The sequence below is a fragment of the Methylorubrum sp. POS3 genome (genome assembly GCF_043352485.1).
Taxonomy (GTDB): Bacteria; Pseudomonadota; Alphaproteobacteria; order Rhizobiales; family Beijerinckiaceae; genus Methylobacterium; species Methylobacterium suomiense.
Window position 1 is genome coordinate 558037 of sequence record NZ_JAPRBT010000001.1, and the last position, 22288, is coordinate 580324.

25 protein-coding genes are annotated in these 22288 nt (G+C 67.0%); 12 read left to right on the top strand and 13 right to left on the bottom strand.

Going from position 1 to position 22288, the window contains the following annotated elements; translation table 11 throughout:
• Window positions 1–117: 117 nt before the first annotated feature.
• The gene (locus OWC43_RS02715; protein WP_137828721.1) at window positions 118–648 is read right to left on the bottom strand and encodes a Fur family transcriptional regulator; all 531 of its coding nucleotides are present in this window, start codon (window positions 646–648) and stop codon (window positions 118–120) included.
• A 147-nt stretch (window positions 649–795) separates the two neighbouring features.
• Between OWC43_RS02715 and OWC43_RS02720 the strand changes: the two genes are divergently transcribed.
• The 3 genes from OWC43_RS02720 to OWC43_RS02730 are packed head-to-tail and all read left to right on the top strand — an operon-like array spanning window position 796 to window position 2662.
• Window positions 796–930, top strand: a complete 135-nt coding sequence (locus OWC43_RS02720) for a hypothetical protein (RefSeq protein WP_281405163.1) — start codon at window positions 796–798, stop codon at window positions 928–930.
• On the top strand, window positions 912–1778 hold the full coding sequence (locus OWC43_RS02725; protein ID WP_393955627.1) for a metal ABC transporter ATP-binding protein: 867 nt from the start codon (window positions 912–914) through the stop codon (window positions 1776–1778). The genes OWC43_RS02720 and OWC43_RS02725 overlap by 19 nt, the downstream gene beginning before the upstream one ends.
• Before the next feature lie 53 nt (window positions 1779–1831).
• On the top strand, window positions 1832–2662 hold the full coding sequence (locus OWC43_RS02730) for a metal ABC transporter permease (protein ID WP_137828807.1): 831 nt from the start codon (window positions 1832–1834) through the stop codon (window positions 2660–2662).
• Between the two features lie 100 nt (window positions 2663–2762).
• On the opposite strand, the gene OWC43_RS02735 is transcribed toward OWC43_RS02730, so the two are convergent.
• Window positions 2763–3395 carry an exopolysaccharide biosynthesis protein gene (locus OWC43_RS02735; RefSeq protein ID WP_281405164.1) on the bottom strand — a complete coding sequence of 211 codons (633 nt, stop codon included), beginning with the start codon at window positions 3393–3395 and terminating at the stop codon, window positions 2763–2765.
• 384 nt (window positions 3396–3779) lie between these two features.
• Between OWC43_RS02735 and bcsS the strand changes: the two genes are divergently transcribed.
• Entirely contained in the window at window positions 3780–4475 is a 696-nt protein-coding gene (bcsS, locus tag OWC43_RS02740) for a cellulose biosynthesis protein BcsS (protein ID WP_393955628.1), read from the top strand.
• Window positions 4476–4483: 8 nt separating this feature from the next.
• Here bcsS and OWC43_RS02745 read toward each other — a convergent pair whose 3' ends face one another.
• Both OWC43_RS02745 and OWC43_RS02750 read right to left on the bottom strand, forming a co-directional pair.
• Window positions 4484–6034 (bottom strand): cryptochrome/photolyase family protein, encoded by a 1551-nt coding sequence (locus OWC43_RS02745; RefSeq protein WP_393955629.1) that lies wholly within the window; start codon window positions 6032–6034, stop codon window positions 4484–4486.
• A gap of 11 nt (window positions 6035–6045) precedes the next feature.
• Window positions 6046–6780 (bottom strand): SDR family NAD(P)-dependent oxidoreductase, encoded by a 735-nt coding sequence (locus tag OWC43_RS02750; protein WP_393955630.1) that lies wholly within the window; start codon window positions 6778–6780, stop codon window positions 6046–6048.
• A 159-nt stretch (window positions 6781–6939) separates the two neighbouring features.
• Between OWC43_RS02750 and OWC43_RS02755 the strand changes: the two genes are divergently transcribed.
• Both OWC43_RS02755 and OWC43_RS02760 read left to right on the top strand, forming a co-directional pair.
• The gene (locus OWC43_RS02755; RefSeq protein ID WP_137828726.1) at window positions 6940–7806 is read left to right on the top strand and encodes a methionyl-tRNA formyltransferase; all 867 of its coding nucleotides are present in this window, start codon (window positions 6940–6942) and stop codon (window positions 7804–7806) included.
• 144 nt (window positions 7807–7950) lie between these two features.
• On the top strand, window positions 7951–8139 hold the full coding sequence (locus tag OWC43_RS02760) for a DUF2256 domain-containing protein (protein ID WP_171015437.1): 189 nt from the start codon (window positions 7951–7953) through the stop codon (window positions 8137–8139).
• A 45-nt stretch (window positions 8140–8184) separates the two neighbouring features.
• Here the strand turns inward: OWC43_RS02760 and infA are convergent, their stop codons facing one another.
• Together infA and OWC43_RS02770 are read right to left on the bottom strand one after the other, a co-directional pair.
• Window positions 8185–8466, bottom strand: a complete 282-nt coding sequence (gene infA / locus OWC43_RS02765) for a translation initiation factor IF-1 (protein ID WP_056239380.1) — start codon at window positions 8464–8466, stop codon at window positions 8185–8187.
• Between the two features lie 322 nt (window positions 8467–8788).
• Entirely contained in the window at window positions 8789–9907 is a 1119-nt protein-coding gene (locus OWC43_RS02770) for a branched-chain amino acid ABC transporter substrate-binding protein (RefSeq protein ID WP_393955631.1), read from the bottom strand.
• 293 nt (window positions 9908–10200) lie between these two features.
• Here OWC43_RS02770 and OWC43_RS02775 point away from each other — a divergent pair, with 293 nt between their 5' ends.
• The 4 genes from OWC43_RS02775 to OWC43_RS02790 are packed head-to-tail and all read left to right on the top strand — an operon-like array spanning window position 10201 to window position 12838.
• A complete protein-coding gene (locus OWC43_RS02775; RefSeq protein WP_137828728.1) occupies window positions 10201–10524 on the top strand; it encodes an XdhC family protein in 324 nt (107 codons plus the stop codon).
• Window positions 10525–10533: 9 nt separating this feature from the next.
• Window positions 10534–11238 carry an XdhC family protein gene (locus OWC43_RS02780; RefSeq protein ID WP_393955632.1) on the top strand — a complete coding sequence of 235 codons (705 nt, stop codon included), beginning with the start codon at window positions 10534–10536 and terminating at the stop codon, window positions 11236–11238.
• A 3-nt stretch (window positions 11239–11241) separates the two neighbouring features.
• Window positions 11242–12252 (top strand): molybdopterin-binding protein, encoded by a 1011-nt coding sequence (locus tag OWC43_RS02785; protein WP_393955633.1) that lies wholly within the window; start codon window positions 11242–11244, stop codon window positions 12250–12252.
• The gene (locus OWC43_RS02790) at window positions 12242–12838 is read left to right on the top strand and encodes an NTP transferase domain-containing protein (RefSeq protein ID WP_393955634.1); all 597 of its coding nucleotides are present in this window, start codon (window positions 12242–12244) and stop codon (window positions 12836–12838) included. The genes OWC43_RS02785 and OWC43_RS02790 overlap by 11 nt, the downstream gene beginning before the upstream one ends.
• 153 nt (window positions 12839–12991) lie before the next feature.
• Here OWC43_RS02790 and OWC43_RS02795 read toward each other — a convergent pair whose 3' ends face one another.
• The 6 genes from OWC43_RS02795 to recO form a co-directional block, all read right to left on the bottom strand.
• The gene (locus tag OWC43_RS02795; protein WP_393955635.1) at window positions 12992–13363 is read right to left on the bottom strand and encodes a plastocyanin/azurin family copper-binding protein; all 372 of its coding nucleotides are present in this window, start codon (window positions 13361–13363) and stop codon (window positions 12992–12994) included.
• 929 nt (window positions 13364–14292) lie between these two features.
• Window positions 14293–14775, bottom strand: a complete 483-nt coding sequence (locus tag OWC43_RS02800; protein WP_393955636.1) for a hypothetical protein — start codon at window positions 14773–14775, stop codon at window positions 14293–14295.
• Window positions 14776–14830: 55 nt separating this feature from the next.
• Window positions 14831–15301, bottom strand: coding sequence for a TadE/TadG family type IV pilus assembly protein (locus OWC43_RS02805; protein WP_393955637.1), 471 nt, complete (start codon window positions 15299–15301; stop codon window positions 14831–14833).
• A 3-nt stretch (window positions 15302–15304) separates the two neighbouring features.
• On the bottom strand, window positions 15305–16399 hold the full coding sequence (locus tag OWC43_RS02810) for a hypothetical protein (protein WP_393955638.1): 1095 nt from the start codon (window positions 16397–16399) through the stop codon (window positions 15305–15307).
• 406 nt (window positions 16400–16805) lie between these two features.
• Window positions 16806–19052 (bottom strand): DNA topoisomerase IV subunit A, encoded by a 2247-nt coding sequence (gene parC, locus OWC43_RS02815; protein WP_137828736.1) that lies wholly within the window; start codon window positions 19050–19052, stop codon window positions 16806–16808.
• Window positions 19053–19175: 123 nt separating this feature from the next.
• Window positions 19176–19916, bottom strand: coding sequence for a DNA repair protein RecO (gene recO / locus OWC43_RS02820; RefSeq protein WP_393955639.1), 741 nt, complete (start codon window positions 19914–19916; stop codon window positions 19176–19178).
• Window positions 19917–20151: 235 nt separating this feature from the next.
• On the opposite strand from recO, the gene OWC43_RS02825 reads away from it, so the two are divergent.
• On the top strand, window positions 20152–20544 hold the full coding sequence (locus OWC43_RS02825; RefSeq protein ID WP_393955640.1) for a hypothetical protein: 393 nt from the start codon (window positions 20152–20154) through the stop codon (window positions 20542–20544).
• A 195-nt stretch (window positions 20545–20739) separates the two neighbouring features.
• A complete protein-coding gene (locus OWC43_RS02830) occupies window positions 20740–21441 on the top strand; it encodes a gamma-glutamylcyclotransferase (RefSeq protein ID WP_393955641.1) in 702 nt (233 codons plus the stop codon).
• 19 nt (window positions 21442–21460) lie between these two features.
• Here the strand turns inward: OWC43_RS02830 and OWC43_RS02835 are convergent, their stop codons facing one another.
• Entirely contained in the window at window positions 21461–22246 is a 786-nt protein-coding gene (locus OWC43_RS02835) for a lytic transglycosylase domain-containing protein (RefSeq protein ID WP_137828740.1), read from the bottom strand.
• Window positions 22247–22288: the final 42 nt, after the last annotated feature.

Genomic DNA, 22288 nt, shown 5'->3' on the forward strand with positions numbered 1-22288 from the left:
CGAAGCGCGAGAAATGCGTCCCGGCCCGAGGAGGCCGGACGCAGCTTCGATGGCCATCGACGGGCCGATCACGCAGTGAGGCAAGACGGGGGGGGCGTCGAGGCGCCCCCCGGAGAATCAACCCTCGCGGCGCCGGCGCTCGCGGCAGCTGCCGCACTCGCCCTCGACCTCCAAGATGCGGCTCGTCGGCGTGAACCCGGCCTGGGCCAGGGTCGCGTCCAAGGCACTCTCGACCGCGGGTGCGGTCATCTCGTCGATGCCGCCGCAGCTGCGGCAGATCAGGAAGACGAGGCTCGCGCCGTCGCCGTGGTCGTGCTCACAAGAGACGAAGGCGTTGCGGCTCGAAATGCGGTGGACGAGTCCCTGCTCGGTCAGAAAGTCGAGGGCCCGGTAGACCGAGACCGCCGCGACCCGCCGCCCCTGCCCGCTCATCCGCTCGGCAATGTCGTAGGCCCCGAGCGGGCGGCCCTCCGCCGCCACCACCGCCAGCACATCCCGCCGCAGCGGCGTGAACTGGAGGCCGCGCTCTTGGCACAATCGCTCGGCCCGCTCGGTCGCGCTCTCGGCGCAGCGGCCGCAGCCGTGCCGACCATCGGCCCCGTCGTGGTGGTGATCGTGACCGTGGTCCTGCTGCGCGTATGCGCGCATCCCGGCCTCCCCGTCCGGCCCGATTGAATTCGGGCCATGTTACAGTGTATCAGCCGCACCAAGATAGGCGTCCGCCCGTCATTGGGCAACGATGGCCCGCGTCGTTCGACACCTGCCCATCACCCCGATTTCTCCTTCGGAGATCCCATGAACCGTGCCGGCGGGACCGACCGTCTCCCGCGCCGCTCCCTGTTCCGCAGCGGGGCGTCCGCACGCCTCGCGGCGGCGCTGGCGCTGTCGGCGCTCCTGTGGGCCGTGATTCTGTGGGCGCAGACCGCGTGAGCCAGGGGGAGATCCGCTTCCGGGGCCTGACCCTGGGCTACGATCGGCACCCGGCCGTCCACCATCTCGACGGGGTGGTTCCCGCCGGCGATCTGCTGGCTTTGGTGGGGCCGAATGGGGCCGGCAAGTCGACCCTGCTCAAGGGCATCGTCGGCGAGGTGGCGGCCCTCGACGGCAGCATCGAGACGGGCACGCGGGCGATCGCCTACCTGCCCCAGGCCGCCGAGATCGACCGTACTTTCCCTGTCAGCGTGCTCGATCTGACCGCGATGGGCCTGTGGCGGCCGTTCGGCGCCTGGGCAAGCCTCTCGCGGCACCGGCAGAAGCTTCTCGACGCGCTCGCGGCGGTCGGTCTGACCGGCTTCGAGGATCGGCCGATCGGCACGCTGTCGGGTGGTCAGTTCCAGCGGGCGCTGTTCGCCCGGCTGATCCTGCAGGACGCGCGGTTGATCCTGCTCGACGAGCCCTTCACGGGCATCGACGAGCGCACCACCGCCGATCTGCTCGCCCTGATCCGTGGCTGGCATGGCGAAGGCCGCACCGTCGTCGCGGCTCTTCACGATCTGCATCAGGTGCGGGCGCATTTCCCCTCCACCCTGGTCCTCGCCCGCCGACCGATCGCCTGGGGCCCGACCCCGGAGGTGCTGTCGCCGCCCGTGCTGGCCCGCGCGCTCGCCCTGTCGGAGGCCTGGGACGAGGCCGCCGCGATCTGCCGCCACGAGGCGGGCCCGACCCATGACGGGAGGCACGCGCACGACCCATCCGGGCACGATCACCCGCCAGGGCATGGGCATACCCATCATCACGCCCATGATCACTCCCATGCCGGCCACGGAGCCGCCCCGTGACGCTCGCCGGCCTGTCGGACCTTCTCGTCGGCCCCTTCATCGAGTTCGGCTTCATGCGCCGGGCGCTCGCGGGCTGCCTCGCCCTGTCGCTGTCGGCGCCGCCGCTGGGCGTGTTCCTGATGCTGCGCCGGATGAGCCTGATGAGCGAGGCGATGAGCCACGCGATCCTGCCGGGCGCCGCCGCGGGCTTCCTCGTCGCCGGCCTATCGCTGCCGGCGATGACGCTGGGCGGGTTGATCGCGGGTCTCGCCGTCGCGCTCGCCGCAGGCTTCGTCACCCGCTCGACGGTCCTGAAGGAGGATGCGAGCCTCGCGGGCTTCTACCTGATCTCGCTCGCGGGCGGGGTGTTCCTCGTCTCGCTGCGGGGCTCGCAGATCGACCTGCTGCACATCCTGTTCGGTACCGTGCTGGCGCTGGACGACGACGCCTTGACGCTGCTCGGCGGAATCGCCAGCCTGACCCTGCTGGCGCTGGCCGCCCTCTACCGACCGCTCGTCATCGAATGCGTCGATCCGCTGTTCCTGCGCACGGTCGGGCGCGTCGGAGGGCCGGTGCATTCGGCCTTTCTGGCGCTCGTCGTCATCAATCTCGTTGGCGGGTTCCAGGCCCTCGGCACGCTGCTCGCCGTCGGCCTGATGCTGCTTCCGGCCATCGCCGCACGATTCTGGGCGGCGGATCTCTCCGGACTGATTCCCGTGTCGATGCTGATCTCGATGCTGGCGAGCGTAGCGGGCCTGCTCGTCTCCTATCATGCCGGCATCCGGCTCCCGACCGGGCCGGCGATCGTGCTGGCGGCGGGCGCGCTCTACCTGTTCTCGATGCTGGTGGGCCCTCGCGGTGGACTCCTGCACCGACTCGTCCGTCGCCGCCATCTGGAGGCGTGAAGTCCTCTCGCGATCCGTCAGCGAGAACGCCGCTCCCGCGGGTGCAGGCTCTCCAGACCGATGGCTGCCTTCCCGGAGCCGATCCTCCGGGACGGAGGCCCTACGAGGCGAGGCCCGGGATCGCTTGGCTGAGCCAGCTCAGCGCGCTCATGACGCTGGCGAACAGGGTGTAGACGAAGCCGATCGAGATGCCGACGCCGAGCCCGCCGATGGCGAGGCCGACCACGACGACGAGACCGTCGCGCTCCACCAGTCCCAGGCCAATCAGGGAGACCGCGAGGCCGAGCGGGATCTGGCCGAAGAAAGGCGGCGCCACGATCAGGGCAAGGGCCAGGGCCAGGATCAGCACGCCCATGCCGCGCATGCCGATGGCGGTCTCGAACACGCTCATGCGCGGCTTCGACCAGCGCTCCAGGCGCCGGAGCAGCGGAACCGCGCGGGTCACGGCCTTGGCCACGGTCTCGCGGGCGACCGATTGGCCGAGAACCCGCCGCGGCAGCCAGGGCGAGGACATGCCGGCCACGATCTGCACGGCGATGAGCAACAGGAGCAGGCCGCAGACCAGCGGGATCGGCGGCGGCATCGGCAGGCAATTGGGAAGACCGAGCAGCACCACGAGCAGCGCGAAGGCGCGGTCACGCAGCACGGCGATGATGTCGCCGACGGTCAGTCGCTCGCTCTCCTGGCTCGCCAGCAGGGTGAGAACATCGGAGGTGCGGGCAGCGGAGGTCAAACCGGCTCGGCCGTTGGCTTCGGACAGGCGCGGCTCTAGCCCAAGCCGGGGATTCCGCCAAGCGGTTCGGGTGCGCGCGCCGCGCACGGCGTGCGGAGGATCACCCGCGCAGGAATCTGCCCGAATCCCTCTTCTTGAGGTTTAATACTTGCCGCATCAATATACCTAGAGATAAGAACGGAAACAATATCAATAAATCATTGTTAATTTTCTAGCACATCTAGAGATTGTGATGCACATTCGATCGTCGACCGTGGACATGTGCGACGAAAGATGACGAGCGGCACCGCCCGAGAGTGGGGATCGCGAGGCGACGGCCGCATGGCGACGGTCCGCCGGGATGAGGTCAGGCTCGAACGTCGGTCGCGGATGCGTCTTGCCCCGTTGCGCGCGTCGATCGTCATGGCGACGCTCGCCTGGAATGCGGCCCATGCGGACGACACGACCCGGCGCACGGTTCTGTTCAACAATCTCGAAGCCGGGCATTCGGCCTTCTCGACGAGCGGCGCCAAGCTCGCCGTCGACCGCTTCGACCGGGACGGCTTCGTGGCCCTGGTGAGCATCGGCACCGGCGTCAGGCTCGAAGGCGGAGGCCGCCTTCCGGTCCTGGCAAGGGCGACCGCTCTGGGCGCGGCTCTGGGTGGCTACCAGTTCGTACGGCGCTGGGGCGTGGCGACCCTGCTCGCGGGGCCGGAATTGTCTTTCGAGGTGCTGGCCGGACTGGACGGCACGCAACCCCTGCCGCTGCGCAAAGGTCTGCGCCTGCACGGCGAGATCTGGGCACGCCCGACCGAAGCGACACTGGCGACGGCGAGCGTGATCGTGGGTTCGGCCCGGGGCGAGGCCTGGGCTCGGCTTTCCTGGGGCCTGTCCCTGTTCGGCGCTTATTTCGGCCCGGAGGTCATCGGTGCGATCGACCGGACCGGCTATCGCAAGTGGGGTCTCGGGTTGCACGCGACCGATCTTGCGCTCGGCCCATCCCGCTTCCGCCTCTCCGCGGGCTGCCAGTTCGAGGGGTCGGCACAGGAACCTCTCCGTCCCGGCCCGTATGTCGCGTTGGCGATCTGGAATCCGTTGTGAGCGGACGATCAGTTCCGACCTGAATGGTCCGCTTCAGGCCGACGCTCCAGCGAATCGAGAAAGCGCGTCGCGTCCGCCGCGATCTCCGCCCGGCGCTTGGGCCCGAACCGCTCGAGGGTTCGGTAGGGCATGGCCATGCGGGGATTGCCCGAGAGTCGCTCGGCATTCTCGATCAGGAAGTTCCAGTAGAGGTAGTTGAACGGGCACGCCTTGGGGCCGGCCTTGAGCTTCACGTCGTAATGGCAGGCGCCGCAATAATCCGACATCCGGTCGATATAGGCGCCGGAGGCGGCGTAGGGCTTCGAGCCGAGAAGCCCGCCATCGGCCCACAGCACCATGCCGTGGACATTGGGCAGTTCCACCCATTCGTAGGCGTCGGCGTAGACGACGAGATACCATTCCTCGACCTGCCGGGGCTCGATTCCGGCGATGAGCGCGAAATTGCCGAGCACCATCAGCCGCTGGATGTGGTGGGCATAGGCGTGGTCGCGGGTCTGGCCGATGCAGGCCTTGAGACAGGCCAGCTCGGTCTCACCCGACCAGTAGAACCACGGCAGGTCGCGCTCCGCCGAGAGGGCGTTGGAACGCGCGTAATCCGGCATGCGCGCCCAGTAGACGCCGCGCACGTATTCGCGCCAACCGAGGATCTGACGGATGAAGCCCTCGGCGCAATTCAGCGGCACGCCGCCTTCGCGATAGGTCCGCTCGGCGGCGGCGCAGACCTCCTCCGCGTCGAGGAGACCCGCATTCAGCATCGGCGAGATCAGCGCATGGTAGAGGAACGGTGCGTCCCCTCGCATCGCGTCCTGATAATCGCCGAAGCGCGGCAGTCCTTCGGCGAGGAAGCGGGCCAGCACCTGGAGCGCATCCTGGCGGGTGACGGGCCAAGCGAACCCGTCGAGGCGGCCGAAATGGTCGCCGAAGGCGCGCTCCACCAGTTCGATCACCTCCCGGGTGATGGCGTCGGGCGGGAAGCTCAGCCGCTCGGGCGGCTCCAGCGATTTCGGTAGGGCCTTGCGATTCTCGGTGTCGAAGTTCCAGCGTCCGCCCTCGGGCTCGCCGCCCTCCATTAGCAGGCCGGTCCGCTTGCGCATGTCGCGGTAGAAGGTCTCCATCCGCAGGCTCTTGCGACCCTCGGCCCAGGCCTCGAAGCGGGCCCGCGAGCATAGGAAGTGATTGTCCTCGCGGATCTCCAGCGGGAGGCTCTCCCGCCAATCCTGCATCATTTCCCAGACGCGCCATTCGCCGGGCTCGGTGACGACGACCCGCTCCGGGGCATGGCGCGCATAGGCCCGCTCCAATTCGCCGCCGAACGAGCCGGTGTTGGCGGGATCGTCCAGGCGGACGTAATCGACCGTGACGCCCTCCGCCTCGAGGTCACGGGCAAAGTGGCGCATCGCCGAGAACAGGAAGGCGATCTTCTGCTTGTGATGGCGGACATAGGTCGCCTCGTCCCGAACCTCGACCAGCAGGACGATGTCGGTCTCGGGATCGAGATCGGAGAGCGTCGCGATGCGGCGGTGAAGCTGGTCGCCGAGCAGCAAGCGCAGGGTCTTCACCGCCGCCTCCCTCAGCCCTTGGTGCGCAGGCGGGAGCGCCCGCCATCGACGCCGATCACCTGGCCGGTGACGTAGCCGGCCTGCGGGCTCACGAGGAAGGCCGCGAGTTCGGCCACGTCTTCCGGCTCGCCGAGACGCTGGAGGGCGTGCATGCCGGCGATGCCCGAGGCCAAAGCCTCGTTGCGGGTGATGGCCTCGGCCAAGGGCGTGCGCGTCAGCGAGGGCGCCACCACGTTGATCCGGATCGCGGGAGCCAGTTCGGCGGCCAGCGACAGCGCGAGACCCTCGACGGCGCCCTTGGCCATGGCGACGGAGGCATGGTTCGAGAACCCTTGCGCCGCAGCGACCGTGGAGAACAGCACGATACCGGCACTCCCCTCCCCCGCCCCGGCCTTGAGGGCACGGGCGGCGGCCTGCACCGCCAGGAAGGCGCCGAGTGCGTTGATGCGGAAATCCGTCTCGATCCGCTCCGGCGAGAGCTTGGCCAGCGGCGCGAGTTGGATCGTGCCCACCGCGTAGACGAGGCCACCGAGACGATCCCCCGCTTCCTCGGAGACGCGGGCGAACAGGGCCGGATCGGTCACGTCGCCGGCGGTGAAGCCGGTCTCGCCGAGCTCGGCGGCCTTCTGCTCCAGACGCCCGGCGTCGCGGCCGACGAGGTGGAGCGGCACGCCGCGCGCCCGCAGCAGCCGGGCCGTGGCGCCGCCGATGCCGCCCGTCCCCCCATAGATCACGACGCGATCCATCTCGAGCCCACCTTTCCGGCTTCACCTCTGTCCCGGATCGGCTAGCTAAGGTCCGGCGGCCCGCCGAGGAGTTGGGCCCGCTCGTCCGTCCCCGTCGCCTAAGGTCGCAGGCGCGGCGGCGGACCGCGTCCACGCATGCAAGGGTTGGCGAGGCCAGAGATGAAATTCGCCTTTGCCGGGATCGACTTCCTCGGCACCGTCTTCGACGGATTGGTCGAGGCCGGATGGACGCCGGTCAAGCTGTTCACCCGGCCCTGCGATCCGGTTTACGACCACAACGACGTGGTCGTGGCCGAGGCCCGACGCCACCGCATTCCGATCCAGCTGTCGCGCATCCTGCCCGACGACATCGAACGCCTTGCCAAGGAACACGGGCGCGACATCACGCTCGTCGTGGCGGGCTATCCCTGGCTGATCCGCGGCTGGCACGGTCGCCTGCGTTACGCCTTGAACATCCACCCCTCGCCGCTACCGACGGGGCGGGGGCCTTACCCGCTGTTCCGGGCGGTCCTCGACCGCTACGAGACCTGGGGCGTCACGGCTCACGTGCTCGCCGAACAGGGGTTCGACACCGGCGATATCCTGGCCCAGGACCTGTTCGCGCTCGATCCGCGGGAAAGTCACGAGACCCTGCTGATCAAGTGCCGGTTGGCCGCCCGGCGCCTCGCGGCCGGGCCGATCGGCCGTGAACTGGCCGATCGCTGGCGCCGGCCCGAGCCGCAGGGTGACGGGTCGTACTGGCAGCGGGTGAACGATGCGGACCGCACCCTCGATTTTCGCCAGGACGTTGACACGGTCCTGCGCCGGGTCCGCGCCTTCGGCCGGATCGAGACCATCGCCCGGCTCGGCGACAACCGGGTCTACGTGGCCGAGGCCGAGGGCTGGCGCGAGGCGCACCGCCACGCACCGGGCACGGTGATCCATCGCCACCGCCGCCAAGTCGTGATCGCCGCGAGGGACGGCTACGTGCTGCTCACCCGCTGGAGCCCGGTGCCCCTGGGCGAGGTGCCCCAGATCGGGCGGTGACGCGTGCGACCGAGCGCCGGTGATCTGCGACGATATCGGCCCCGAGGCGGAGAGGCGTGGCGCCCTACCTCCGCGCGAGCCGGCTGAACTCGAAAGACCGAATGGCCGGAACTGGCCGCGTCATGCGATCCGAAGGTTGACCCCATGCCGCCCATGCGCCGCAAAGGCGATCTCCCGCAAAAGATCTGTGCGCAGTGCGGGCGCCCCTTCGCGTGGCGCAAGAAGTGGGAGCGGGTCTGGGACGAGGTCCGTTACTGCTCCGACCGATGCCGATCCGAAGCCAAGCGCAAGGACCCGTCGCGCAATCTGGCTGGAAGCGGGACCGACCGTTGAGGTCGGCCATTCCTTCAAACGAGGCAGAGGCCGCGAAACGCCGCCTCAGCGACGACGGAACTGCTGACCACCGCGCTGCGGCGGGCGGGGACCGGTCGGACCGCGCTCGTCCTTATGGCGGAAGACCAAGCGCCCCTTCTCGAGGTCGTAGGGCGACATCTCGACGGTGACGCGGTCTCCGGCCAGGGTCTTGATGCGGTTCTTCTTCATCTTGCCGGCCGTGTAGGCCACGATCTCGTGCCCCTGGTCCAGCTGAACCCGGTAGCGCGCATCCGGCAGGATTTCGACGACCAAGCCGTCGAACTGCATCAGTTCCTCTTTCGCCATGCACTTGTCTCCGGCCGGGCCGCCTGCACGGGCGCACCGGCAAATCGATAAAAGGGTATCGTGCAGAACGCGCAGCCCTGCGGGTCCGATCCGCCGAGCGCGGTGACTCGGAGGTGGCACGCGGCGCGGCCGGGCGTCAGGTGCCGCTCGCGAAATGCCCGATGAGGCAGGTCGTCGTCCCGGCATCGGCCGGGGCGGCGGGCGTTTCGCGAAAGGCACCAGTCCTGCGACTTAAGCGTCGAAGGGCCTTCGCGCAAGAATATGCGGCGCCGCATGACGGCTTATCGCCAGCGGAAAGCGCGTCACAGCGGATTTCACAGCCTCAGGGCGCGGTTTCGGTGCCCGCATAGTCGATTCGGCCATCGGAGAGCTTTCGCCACGTCGCCACCGCGAAGGGCGGCCGGACGAGATCGCCGCGGGCGTCGAACGCGACCTCGCCGAGGACGGTGCGCGTCGTGGCTCCGCCGTGGAGATAGGTCGCGACCTTGGCCGGATCGGTCGTCCGCGCGCCCTCCGCCCCCTGCCGGATCACTTCGAAGGCGGCGTAGGCGGCGCCCGCGAACAGGTCGGCCTCCGGCGTGCGCGGCGTACGTGCGCCGCCCCTGGATTCGGGCAGGCGCGGTGGCGCGGGCGCCAGCGTCATGAGCGTCCCCTCCGCCGCAGCGCCGGCCACCTGCGCGAAATCCTTGTCGAGGAGGCCATCGCTGCCGATCAGCGTCGCGTTGAGTCCCGCTTCGCGCATCGCCCGGATCAGAAGAGCCGCCGGGGCTTGGAGACCGCCGAAATAGACTGCCTCGATCCCCAGAGCCCGCAGCTTGGCGACGAGGCCCGCCACCTCGCGATCCTCCCGCGACACCCCCTCGAACAACCGCTCGCGACCGCCGCCCGCTTTCAACGCCCGGGCGGCTTCATCGGCGAGCGAGCGGCCGAAGCTCGTCTTGTCGTGGACGATGGCCACCGGCCGATCGCGGAAGCGCTGCGCGAGCAGCGTACCGCCGATGAGGCCCTGCTGCGCATCGCTCCCGGCCAACCGGAACAGCAGGCTCGCACCCCGACGGGTCAACGGTGCCCAGGTCGCTCCGGGGGTGATGGAGACGATGCCGGACTCCTCGTAGATTGGGCTCGCCGCAGCCGCGGCCCCGGAATTGAGATGGCCGACGACGAAGCGCACATGGGCGCCGGCAAGCTTTCGAGCCGCGGCGACGGCCTGTTTCGGGTCGCCCGCATCATCCTGCACGACGAGTTGGATCTTCTGGCCGAGCACGCCACCCGCGCGGTTGATCTCGGACACGGCCTGTTCGGCTCCGAGCCGCGCGCCTTGCCCGAACCCCGCATCGGGGCCGGAGAGCGGCAGAGCCAGTCCGATCCGCAGGGGTTCGGCGGCCTGCGCGCCTCCCATGAGGGCCAGCAGGGCGAGCGCCGGCCATGCGATCCGTCCCATCGTCACAGCGGCGTTCCATCCTTGAGCAGCGCAGCGTCCTTGATAAGGCCCGGCGACGTCCTGGCAAACAGGGGGCATGGGGATCGGGAGCGGGACCGGAACCCCGCCGCATTGCGGAACGGACGCGGGCCCCTACCTCTGGGAACGGGACGCCCGGGGGCGAGCGGATCCGCTTGCGCGTTGTCCGACGAAGGGGATGCCGGTTCGTCGGAAGAATGCGCGTCGAAACACTGATTGAGCGGCGTGATCCGACCCGACGTGGCGGGGCGCGGCTCTGAGCCCGGGACACCACCATGCTCTCCACCGAGGACGATATCCTGCGCGCCGCCGAGGCGTGGCGGCACGAGGGCCGCAGCGTCGCCCTTGCCACGGTTATCGAGACCTGGGGCTCGGCCCCGCGGCCGGTCGGCAGCCATCTTCTCATCGACGCGGACGGGCTTTTCCTCGGGTCGGTCTCCGGCGGCTGCGTCGAGGGTGACGTCATCACCGAAGCGCTCGACGTGATCGGCGACGGCCGACCGCGCACGCTCGAATTCGGCGTAGCCGACGAGACGGCGTGGCGGGTCGGCCTTTCCTGCGGCGGCCGCATCCGCATCTTCGTCGAACGGGTCGATTGAGGTCTCCCCATGCGCCTCGACACTCTGACGGCCCTCAATGCGGAGCGCGCGGCGCGCCGTCCGGTCCTGCTCGTCACCGATCCGGCGGACGGACGCCAGCGCCTCGTGCGCGATCATGAGATCGACGCCGATCCGCTCGCGCCCTCTCTGCGCGAGCGGCTCGCGAGCGGGCGCAGCGGCTTGATCGCGGACGCGGAGGGGCGCCCCCTGTTCATCGCCATCCACGCGCCGCCGGTGCGGGTCGTCGCGGTGGGGGCGGTGCACATCACCCAGGCCTTGGTCCCGATCGCGGCCCAGCTCGGGCTCGACCTCACCGTGATCGACCCACGCACGGCCTTCGCGGCGCCGGAACGGTTTCCCGGCGTCCGGCTCATCGCCGAATGGCCCGACATGGCCTTGGAGGCGATCGGGCTCGATGCCTACACGGCGTTGCTGGCCCTCACCCACGATCCGAAGATCGACGACCCGGCCCTCATCGCCGCCTTGCGGGCGCGGTGCGCCTATGTCGGTGCCCTCGGCTCGCGCAAGACCCATGCGCGCCGCGTCGAGCGATTGAGACAAGCCGGCTTCGACGAGGACACGATCGCTCGCATCCACGCGCCGATCGGGCTCGATATCGGTGCCGTCTCCCCCGCCGAGATCGCCCTTGCCATCCTGGCCCAGCTCGTCGCGACCCTGCGACAAGGCCGGATCGCCGCGCGGGCGGGAGCCTAAACTATGCGCTTCGGACCGGTCGCCACGCGCGACAGCGCGGGACTGATCGCGGCCCATACGGTGCGCGCGGAAGGCGCGACCCTGCGCAAGGGCCGGCCGATTCCGGCGGAAGAGGCGCGCCTCCTCGCCGAAGCGGGCATGGGGCAGATCGTGGCCGTGCGGCTCGATCCGGACGATGTCGGCGAGGACGAGGCCGCCGCCCGCTTGGCGCACCATCTCGCGGGCGCTGGTCTCACGCCGGAGCCGGCCTTCACCGGCCGCTGCAACCTCGTGGCCACGGCGGCGGGCGTGCTTCTGGTCGATCCGGCCGGGATCGACGCCGTCAATCTCGTCGACGAGGCGATCACGGTGGCGACCCTGCCGGCCTATCGCCCGGTAGCGGCGGGCGAGATGGTCGCCACCATCAAGATCATCCCCTACGCGGTGGCGGGCGCGAGCCTGGAACGAGCGCTGGACGCGGCGCCGCACCCCCCTCTCCGGCTCGCGCCCTATCATCGGCGCCGGATCGGCGTCGTCTCGACTTTGCTGCCGGGACTCAAACCCGCCACCATCGCCAAGACCCTGCGGGTGCTCGCCGATCGACTCGCGCCGGCGGGTGCCGGCATCGTGGCGGAGACACGGGTTCCCCACGCGGCCGGCGCCGTCGCCGAAGCGCTCTCACGCTTGGCGGCCGAAGGCTGCGACCTTGCGGTGGTGTTCGGCGCTTCCGCCATCGCCGACCGCCGCGACGTGATCCCGGCGGGACTCGAGGCGGCGGGGGGCCGGGTCGAGCAGTTCGGCATGCCGGTCGATCCGGGCAACCTGCTTCTGCTCGGCACGCTCGGAAATATGCCCGTGATCGGTGCGCCGGGCTGCGCCCGCTCGCCCAAGGAGAACGGATTCGATTTCGTCCTGCACCGTCTGCTGGCCGGATTGTCCGTGACGCGGGCCGACATCGTGCGGATGGGCGTCGGCGGGCTGCTCGGTGAGATTCCGCTCCGTGGCCAGCCGAGGGCGGCAGCGCATGAGTCCTGATCCGCGCGTCGGCGCGGTGATCCTCGCCGCCGGACTCGGGAGCCGGTTCGGTCCGCAACCGAAGATGCTGGCCCACTTCGCCGGCAAAGCGATGGTGCGGCACGCGGCGGACGCTGCCCTGGCCTCTTTGGCACGGCCGGTCGTGGTCGTCCTGGGCGCCCACGCGACCGAGATTCGAGCCGTGCTCGCCGGTCTCGACCTGATCCTCGTCGAAAACCCCGATTTTGCCAAAGGGCTCTCGACCTCGTTGAGGGCCGGGCTGGCCGCTCTTCCGCCGAACACCGAGGCCGCGCTGGTGCTTCTGGGTGACATGCCGCGCATCGAGGCGGCCCATCTCGACGACCTGATCGCGGCCTATCGGAGGGCCGATCCGCGCCCGAGCGCGGTGGTGCCGGTGCACGGCCACCGCCGCGGCAATCCGGTGCTCCTCGACCTGACCTTGCTGGCGGACGATCTCGCCGGACTCACGGGCGACCGCGGCGCCGGCCCGATCCTGGGCGGGCGGAACGACGTGCTGGAAATTCCGGGCGCCCCGGCCACTTCCTTCGATGTCGACGAGCCAAGTCGATTATCGGCGCAAACTTAGCTTTCGGCGACGCCGGAACAGCGATCACCAAAGAGCTTGGGATTCGTTCACCGATCCGGGATGATCGGAAGGACCAACCCGGATCGGATGACCCGCATCGAGCAAACAGCCCGGTCTTCGGTTCACCGGGCCGAGGGGGCTATGGACCCCGGCTTACTCGACGACGATTTCGCCCTTCATGGCGATCGAGTGCGGGGTGCAGATATACTTGTAGGTGCCGGCATCGTTGAATTGCAGAGCGTAGGTCTCGTTCTGGCTCAACATCGGCCCCTGGGCCTTGTCCCAGCCCTTGGCGGGTCCGCCCCGAAGCTGCACGTTATGGGCAACCTCGTCGATGTTCTTCCACCGCACGATGGTACCCCGCTTCACCTTCACGGTGGTGGGGGCATACAGCATGTCCTTGATGTCGATCTCGGTGATCGATCCGCTCGCGGCGGAGGGGTTGGCGACGATCTCGACCGGATCGGCATGGGCAATCGCCACGGGAAGAACGGCCAGACACGCGGCCAAAACATATGCTCGCATTTTACTTTACAGCTCCTCCAATACTCGTAGCTTGACTACGATTGTGCTTCGCAGGCCTCCGACCGAAAATGTCTCGGAGAACCACGTCGATCTCCGCGTGCACGGCTTTGAATCATTGCTTGAATATCGCAGATATATTTCCCGATCAGTACAGTTGCTACCAATAGGCACGGAAGAGCAATCATCGCGTCGAGCGCGACGAATATTTCAATCCATGACACATCAAGGGTCAAAATCAGGATCCCCTTTACCACAGAGACTCCTGAATAGCGAAATAAAATGAGGAATCAAACAATATATTCATTTCTTATACTTATTAAAATTCACACGCAAGCCCCAATTTAGCAGATTACGCCCCGAGAACAGATCTACTAATCAGCATAAGAGCCGACATTGAGGAGTCCTTGCCCCTGCCTAAATGCATTCAGTAACGAAGTTGCCGATCGATTTGCCGACCCCAAACAGCGTGAAGGCGCTGCAATCAGCAGGCTTACAAAAACTTCACTACTGATTGAATACAAAATTACGCTTCACATAACTGCCAAATACCCGAATGTTTTTACTCCGATAACTAATTCTCATACTGCATACTGCAACGCTAAGCTGATCTCGCCGAAGCCACTTTATCACAAGAGCAACTTCCCGGCCTGAGACGCCCTGAGCCGACATCTGTGAGAGGGGTTGCGGAGTTCCGATATAACAACATCGAGGTGTGATCTGACGTCGCCGCGTGTCGATAGAAACCGTGCGACAGAGTCACGATGACAGGACAGCGAGGATCGCAGCGATCCCGATACGATCCTACGGGGAGGCCAACCGGTGCATTCCGACAACCCACCGGAGGTCGTGCCCGCAGCCTCGCAATGCGCCCAGCTCCATGACCTGCTTCCGACTGCAAGCGGGCTTCGGCGACTCGACACGGTTCCCATTCAGCAAATCGGTGCATCGATGTGCGAGACTGCGATCGTATGCCCGCTCAGATTGGTCGATGTGCCGCCGATGAAGAGTCTCGTGAAGACCGGCAGGAAGGGCAAGTACGTCGTGGAAATCACGACTACGACGCCGATATTACCATCGTCCAGCACACTCTTGGCGCTCGCCATGATGTCACTATCGAGGTAAGTACCGTTTCCGACGCAGACACGAACTCCACCCGCATTTTTAACAACTTGCATGATGGTTAACTGTAACGAAGAAAAGCGAATGAGCGTGTTCGCCTGGCGGGCCAAGTAGTCATCCCTGGTTTGGCGCACACAACCTTGTTGTGCAATTGGACACGAGGCGACAGCTGCCGCGATCTGGGTCGTCGATCGCTCGATCTCGCGATTGAGGCCCGAGATGTTCGCCAGATCAGTGCCGGCTGCGGCGACCATCAAGAGGAAGACCATCAGCAAAGCGAACTCGATAGTCACGCTTCCGTTCTGATCGCCGCGCAGACAAGGAGGGATTCGAAGAAGCCTCCGCATATCACGGCCTCCGAAAGACGACGGATGCCTTGGCCCAACCCTGGGGCAAGGCCGGAAAGATGCGCGGCGTCGGTATGGCGGCCCGTAAAATCATGACATTCATCGATTGACCGACCGAGAAAATACGACCGGTCACCTCTGTTTTTGCGATCGGGACCTCCGACAGGGGTGACATCTCAACCAAGAGCTGCTCCGCGCAGACGGACTTCTTGATGAAAGGGATCTTGTCGCAGATCTCGCCTTTATAGCCGGACTGATCCCCGGCGAGGATCACGGCCGGCGGCGTCGCCGCCGTGTCGAACAGGGTATTGCTCAAGATCGACTGGACGTATTGGTGCAAGGCAATCTGTAGACACATCATGACGATGGCAATCAGCGGCCACAGCACCATGGCGAATTCGACCGTTGTCGCCGCACGCACATCATGCGTGAAACGTCGAACTGTATGGCGAGAAAAGACGAAAGTCGGCATCGCTCAGGTCGCCGGACAGAAATTTTCGCAGATCCGGAGATTGTCGATCAACCCGCCATATGTATCCTCCCGGCCTGCGGCGCGCCACGTGAAGAGATATTCACCAGCGGTCGAGACGGTTACATTGATGACGCGTTCCGTCCATTCGTTCGATAGAACGCAAACGTCGATTAGATCATCGACATTATATTTTATTTCTTGTCCGTCTTTATTTTTGTCCAATTTATTGAAATAAATCTCAATGCGATTAGTCTGACCATCCTTTGTATAATAAGCGACGTCCTTGTCTTTCGCCCCGCAGATGACGTTTTTTCCAAGAGAGGAGTCGCCCTTACGAGAAACGTACCAGTAGCGAATTTGATACGTTCCGGGCCTCGCATTCACTTTATGAGATAGCGTGGAATTCGATCTGCAACTCTGATTTCCTTTGTTCGTTGCCGTCCTGCAGTCGCTATCGAGTTCAGCAAAGTAGGAACCGAACAACACCCTGCTCACGGCGATCGCCCGCTGACTGTCGATCTCGACACCGGCGCCTTCAGTGGTCCAGCCATTCCACGAATTCTTGTTGTTGTAGCCCCCGAAAACACCCCAGCCTGATCCGGTTGCGGCGACATCGTGGTTTCCTTCGAAAGACTCGCGAAAGACGACGGCGGGCTTATCCGGATTGTGGGGGAGTTTGTCGGTCGGCGTGACCGCGCAATCTTGAGACGCCGAAAAACTCAGACTGTTCGTTCCGAGAAGCCGCGCGAAGATTAACGGCATCGTCCGCTGAGCTTCCACATGAACGTTGGAGTCCGTATTCACGGTCGTTGGCGGATCACCATCCAAAACATTTTTCGCCTTGAAATTTCTGACTGCGATATCCGCCACTTCACTGGGATAGGTCAAAACAGTTACGCCATTATGGAAGTCTTTTTGCTTCCTATCATCGACATAAAGTGCTGCCTGCTTGCACGACAGCTCGACGGCGCTCGCGAGTTGCTGCCGGAAGGTCACGGCGCGCGTGAGTTCGATCGCTCCACCGGTACCGATGAGTATGGCCGGCAGCACCAGGGCCACGACGACGACGACCGTCCCACCTTCGTCCTTCCGGAACATGCAACCCTCGCCTCTCTATCAAAAGATAGGTTTAGACTCCGGTTACTAACATATTTTAAAAATCAGCCGCGCGAGCGGGTTAACGTGCGTCGCTCAGATGCCCGAACTTGACTTCGGAACCGTAGCGTTAATGCTTCCTGACCCGTTGTTTGAGCAAGCGTCATCGCTGCATTGATCTGAGGGCCAATTGGCACTTGCCCTCCATTGATGAGACGTGTTCGCGCCATTCACTGCGCGCAACCAACGCCGGATGCGGAGCTAGCAGTGTTCGAGAGGCCCACGGGGCGCCGAGACCCCTGCCATGGTTCGAGGACGCGGTTCGTTCGTCCCGAGCCGGGTCACGCGGCCCGCACCGAGCGCGTTCCGAACGAAGCGCGACGCTCCCGGTCAGGCGGTTCCGGCGCCATCAGCGCCCGAACCGCTCGAATTTCGGGAAGCTCCGGCTCATCAGGGTGCCGGCCTCCGCGCGGTGGCCGATCCACTTCTCCAGCATCGCGGCGTTGGCGATCTTCGCTTGGCCCGATCCGTCGCGCCAGGGCAAGCCCTCGGCCAGGGAGAAGACGCAGGCATCGGCGAGCCGGCTCATGCGGCAGCGCTGCAGCCGTACGCCCTTGCCGCGGGCGAGTTCGGTGAGTTCCGAGGCCGGGAAGATCAGCATCAGCTTGTCGGAGGAGCAGACGGCGACGTGGTCGCCCTCTGCCGGCACCAGCAGGACGGCCTTGGCGCCCTCGTCCAATCCCAGGATCGCCTTGCCTTTCCGGGTGTTGGCGACCAGCGCGTCGGAGGGTGCGATGAAGCCGCGCCCATCCGAGCCCGCCACCAGCAGCTTGCTTTCCGGCTTGTAGGGGAGCGCCGCGACGATCTCGGTGCCGTCGTCGAGATCGACCATCAGCCGCACCGGATCGCCGAAGCCGCGTCCGCCCGGCAGCTTCGACGCCTCGATGGTGAAGACCTTGCCGTTAGAGGCGAGCAGCAGGATCTTCTGCGTCGTCTCGCTGGGGAAGGAGACCTTCAACGTGTCGTCGCCCTTGAAGGCGACGCCGGAGAGATCGGCGACATGGCCCTTGAGCGCGCGGATCCAGCCCTTCTCGGACAGGATCACGGTGATCGGCTCGCGCTCGACCATGGCGGCGGTGAAGTCGATGCCCGCGGTGTCCGGCGGGTTTTCCAGGGTAGTGCGGCGGCGGCCCAGCTTGGTGTCCGGCCCGAACGTCTTCTTCACTGCGCGGATCTGCTTGGTGATCTCGGTCCATTGCAGCTTCTCGGACGCCAGCAGCGCCTCAATGCCTTCCTTCTCGGCGCTCAGCGCCTCGAACTCGCGCTTGAGTTCCATCTCCTCCAGCTTGCGCAAGCTGCGGAGGCGGGTGTCCAGGATGGCGTTGGCCTGCACTTCCGTCAGTTCGAACCGGGCCATCAGCGCGGCCTTCGGCTCATCCTCCTCGCGGATGATGCGGATCACCTCATCGAGATCGAGATAGACGATGAGCAGGCCGCCGAGGATTTCGAGGCGCCGGTCGATCTGGCCGAGGCGGTAGGTCGAGCGCCGCTGCAGCACGACGCGGCGGTGATCGACCCATTCGCGCAGACACTCGGCGAGCCCGATCACGCGGGGGACGACTCCGCCGACGAGGACGTTGAGATTGAGCGGGACCCGCGCCTCCAGCTCCGAGAGCCGGAACAGCGATTCCATCAGCATCACCGGATCGACCGAGCGCGAGCGCGGCTCCAGCACCACGCGAACATCCTCCGCGGATTCGTCGCGCACATCGGCGAGCAGCGGTAGCTTCTTCTCCTGCAGGAGATCGGCCAGCTTCTCGATGAGCCGGGCCTTCGGCACGCCGTAGGGGATTTCGGTGACGACGATGTTCCAGGTGCCGCGGCCCAGATCCTCCTTGGCCCAGCGGGCGCGCACGCGGAAACCGCCGCGGCCGGTGCGGTAGGCCTCGCGGATCGTCTCCGGGCTGTCGATCAGGATGCCGCCGGTGGGGAAATCCGGGCCCTGCACGAAGGAGCAGAGCTGCTCGGACGTCGCTTCGCGATTCTGGATCAGGTAGAGCGCCGCGTCGCAGAGTTCGGCCGCGTTGTGGGGCGGGATCGAGGTCGCCATGCCGACGGCGATGCCCTGCGAGCCGTTGGCCAGCAGGTTCGGGAAGGCCGCCGGCAGGACGACCGGCTCGTCCTTCTCGCCGTTATAGGACGGCCGGAAATCGACGGTGTCCTCGTCTATCCCGTCGAGCAGGAGGCGGGCGACTTCCGTCAGCCGCGCCTCGGTGTAGCGGTAGGCGGCGGGACCGTCGCCGTCGATATTGCCGAAATTGCCCTGACCGTCGACCAGCGGATAGCGCTGGGCGAAATCCTGGCTGAGGCGCACCAGCGCGTCGTAGATCGCCTGATCGCCGTGGGGGTGGAAGTCACCCATCACGTCGCCGACGATCTTCGCGCATTTCTTGAAGGCTGCGGTCGGGTTCAGCCGCAGCAGGTTCATGCCGTGCAGAATGCGCCGATGCACCGGCTTCAGGCCGTCGCGGGCATCCGGCAGCGCGCGCTGCATGATCGTGGAGAGCGCGTAGGCGTAGTAACGCTCTTCCAGCGCCGTCTTCAGTTCGACGCTCTCGATGCCGTCGCCCGGCGGCGGCAGGACGGGCTGGCCCATCGTTCACTCCAAAACCTGTCGGACCGGACGGCGGTTACGCCGTCCGCCCCCGCGACGGCGGCGATCGATCGCCGGACGCATCGCGGTGCAAAGGGAATCCGTAGGAACATAACACGAACATTGTCACCCCTGGCCAGTGCCATGTGCGACGAATCGTGCCCGCTCCTCCGGCGGCGCCAGCGCCCGCGGGCGCCAGACGTGCTGATCGAGGAAATACCCCGTCAAGGTAAACCCCTCCCGAACGTCGTGGGCATCGGGCGTGCGCCAGCCGCTGCCGGGCTGGTCGCGGTCGCGCAGGAAGGGCGGCAGCGCCAGCAAGCGGTCGCGATACGGCTCCCCGGCCGAGGCGCTGACGGCGCGCCCGCTCTTGGGCGAGACGTAGACCAGGGCATCGTTGGCTCCCGTGGCGGCACAACGCGACAGGTCGAGCCCGAATCCGAGACCGGCCAGCACCGCGAGCTCGAACCGCACCATCAGGGCGGGAGCGATCTCGGTCTCGTCGAGATGCTCGATCAGCACCTGGGCCGCCGCGTAGAGGTCGGGGTGGGGATCGCGCTCCGGCAGCAGGCGCAGCAGTGCGCAGAGATGGCCGATGCCGTAGAGCGCCAGTCCCGAGCCCATCAGCCGCGAAGCGGCGGGTCGCAGCGGCTCGATCGTGTAGGCGCCGAGCGACCCGTCGAGCCGCGCCCTCCAGGTCGCCCGCACGGTGTTTCCGGGTTGGAGCACCGGCTGCATCCGCCGCGAGCGCCCCCCATGGACAAGGCCGAGATGCCGCCCACGCTCCGGCGTCATCAGTTCGAGCACGACCGACGTCTCGCCGTGCCTGCGCAGGCCCAGCACGAGGCCCTCGTCGATCCATTGCATAGGGAGAAGATAGGGATTTTTTCGCGCCTTGGGATGGTGTGCGCCGTCTTCCCGGGGCCGCGCAGCGGAAACCGGGACCCATCCGTGACAGGCGTCGGACGCTCCATGTCGCGGCCCGTCGTCGATCACGGTTCGCTTGCGGCGCCCGGAATGGCGGCCGATGGATTGCACCGCCAGGGATGTTTCCCGTCCTGCTAGAAATGGCTACGCTTCGCCCCGACGGGGAGATTCGGCGATGCGCAGCGGCGGTAGGGTATGGGGCGCGGCTTGGCTCGCCGCCGGTCTTGGTGCCTGCACCACGGCCGCCCCGCCGCCCCCGCCCGGCGCATCCCCCGGCACGCTGCGCGAGCGCATCGCCGCGCTGGCCCTGAGGCAGGTCGAATTCGGCTCGGTCTCGCTGCTGCCCGTGCGGCTGGAGCATAGCCGGCTGGCCGGCCCGTTCGAGGATGGCGGGCGGCGGCTCTACTGCGTCAAGAGCCGCATGTTCGGCCGGACCTTCGGCAAGCCGGAACGGCCGAAGCTGGTTTTGCGCGACGATAACGGCGCGCTCAGCGTGCTGCGCGACGAGGACGAGGTGTGCGAGGGGCACCGCAGCGAGCCGTTTCCGGAATTGGACACGGCGGCATAGGGCTCAATGTCGCTCTCACCCATTCCGCTCTTCCTGAGCCGGGCAGCCGAAGGCGGAGCCTCGAAGGTGGGCTCCAGGGATCGCGCGATAGGCCCGAACCCTCCTTCGAGGCCGCTGAGGCAGTGCCTCAGGATGAGGAGGATAGGCGGCAGCGAGGGTTGCGCTGTGCCTCTCGGAATGGTCCGCTCCCGGCCCATGTCACCCCGCTCGCTCGCCCTCTCCCTCGACCTCATCACCCGCGCCCATCCGGAGAAAGTCGCGGACGACCCGACCGCCCTCGCCCTCCTCAGCGACGAGGACATGGCGCCCGACCTCGCCGCGATGCTGGCGCGGCGGCTCTCGCCCGAGGGTGGGTTGTGGGTCTTCGCCTACGGCTCGCTGTTATGGAGCCCGGAATTCGTCTTCACGGAGAAACGCGTCGGCGCGGTGCGCGGCTGGCACCGGCGGTTCTGCCTGTTGCAGCATCGGTTCCGCGGCACACCCGAGCGGCCGGGCCTCGTGCTGGCACTGGAGCGCGGGGGCCTGTGCCGGGGCGTCGCGTTCCGGCTCGACGAGGCCGACCCGCATGCCACCCTGATGCCGGTCTGGCGCCGCGAGATGAAGGGCAAGGGCTACGAGGCCCGTTGGGTGATGGTCGCGACCGAGGAAGGGCCGCTGCCGGCGCTCACCTTCGTGGCGAACCGCCGGAGCGCACGCTACACGGGCCGTCTTCCGGACGAGGCCTTGGCGGACATGATCGCGGCGGCCTGCGGCAATCTCGGGCCGAGTGCCGAATACCTGTTTCGCACCACGCAGGCCTGCGCCGAGCTCGGCATCCGCGACCGGCACCTCTGGATCCTGCAAAAGCTCGTCGCCGAGCGATTGGAGCGGCGGGCCGCGAACGGCCCGCCGGTATGAGGGCCTTACGGCCCGTCGATCATTGCCCGTCGATGCGCGCGCCGAGCAGCGCGATGGCGCGCTGGTAGACGCCGGCCGCGTTCCAGCCCTGGATGGCAGCGAAGTTCGGCTCGCCGGGCTGGTAGCCCGCGCCGCGCTGCCAGCCATGGCCCTTGAGGAAGTTCGCGGTGGAGTTCAGCGCAACCGGGGCGCTGTCGAGGCTACCGCCCACGCCGTAAGTCAGGACGTTCTTCGGCAGGAACTGGGTGTGGCCGACCTCACCGTGGGCGGCGCCGCGGGTGGACGGGGTGATGACGCCGGCATCGACGAGCTTGAGCGCGGCGTAGAGCTGGTCGGTGAAGAATTCCGAGCGGCGGCAATCGTACGCCAGCGTCGCCACCGCCGAGAGCGTGTTGACGTTGCCCTTCACGGCACCGAAGCCGGTCTCCATGCCCCAGATCGCGATCAGCGGGCCGGGGGGCACGCCGTAGCGCTGCTCGATCGAGGCGAAGAGCGCCGCGTTCTGAGCCTTGAGGGCGCGCCCGCGCGAGACGATGGTGTTGCCGCCGCGCTTGGCCAGGAACTGGTCGAGGGACAGCTTGAAGCTCTTCTGGCCACGATCGGCCGAGATCGTCGCCGTGGAGTAGGAGGTGCCCTCAAGCGCCTGAAGGCTCGCCGCGCTCGCCCGGCCGCGGGCCTCGGCGGCGAACTGGTCCTTCCAGGCCTCGAACCCGGCGGCAGAGTTGCCGCATTGCGCGGCCTGCGCCCCGCCGGCGAGGGCTGTCAGCCCGGCCGCCACGAGCATCCTGAACCCGCGTCTGGTCATCAACGTCAATCCTCCAGGCGGCACTTCCGCAGCGCCGCGACC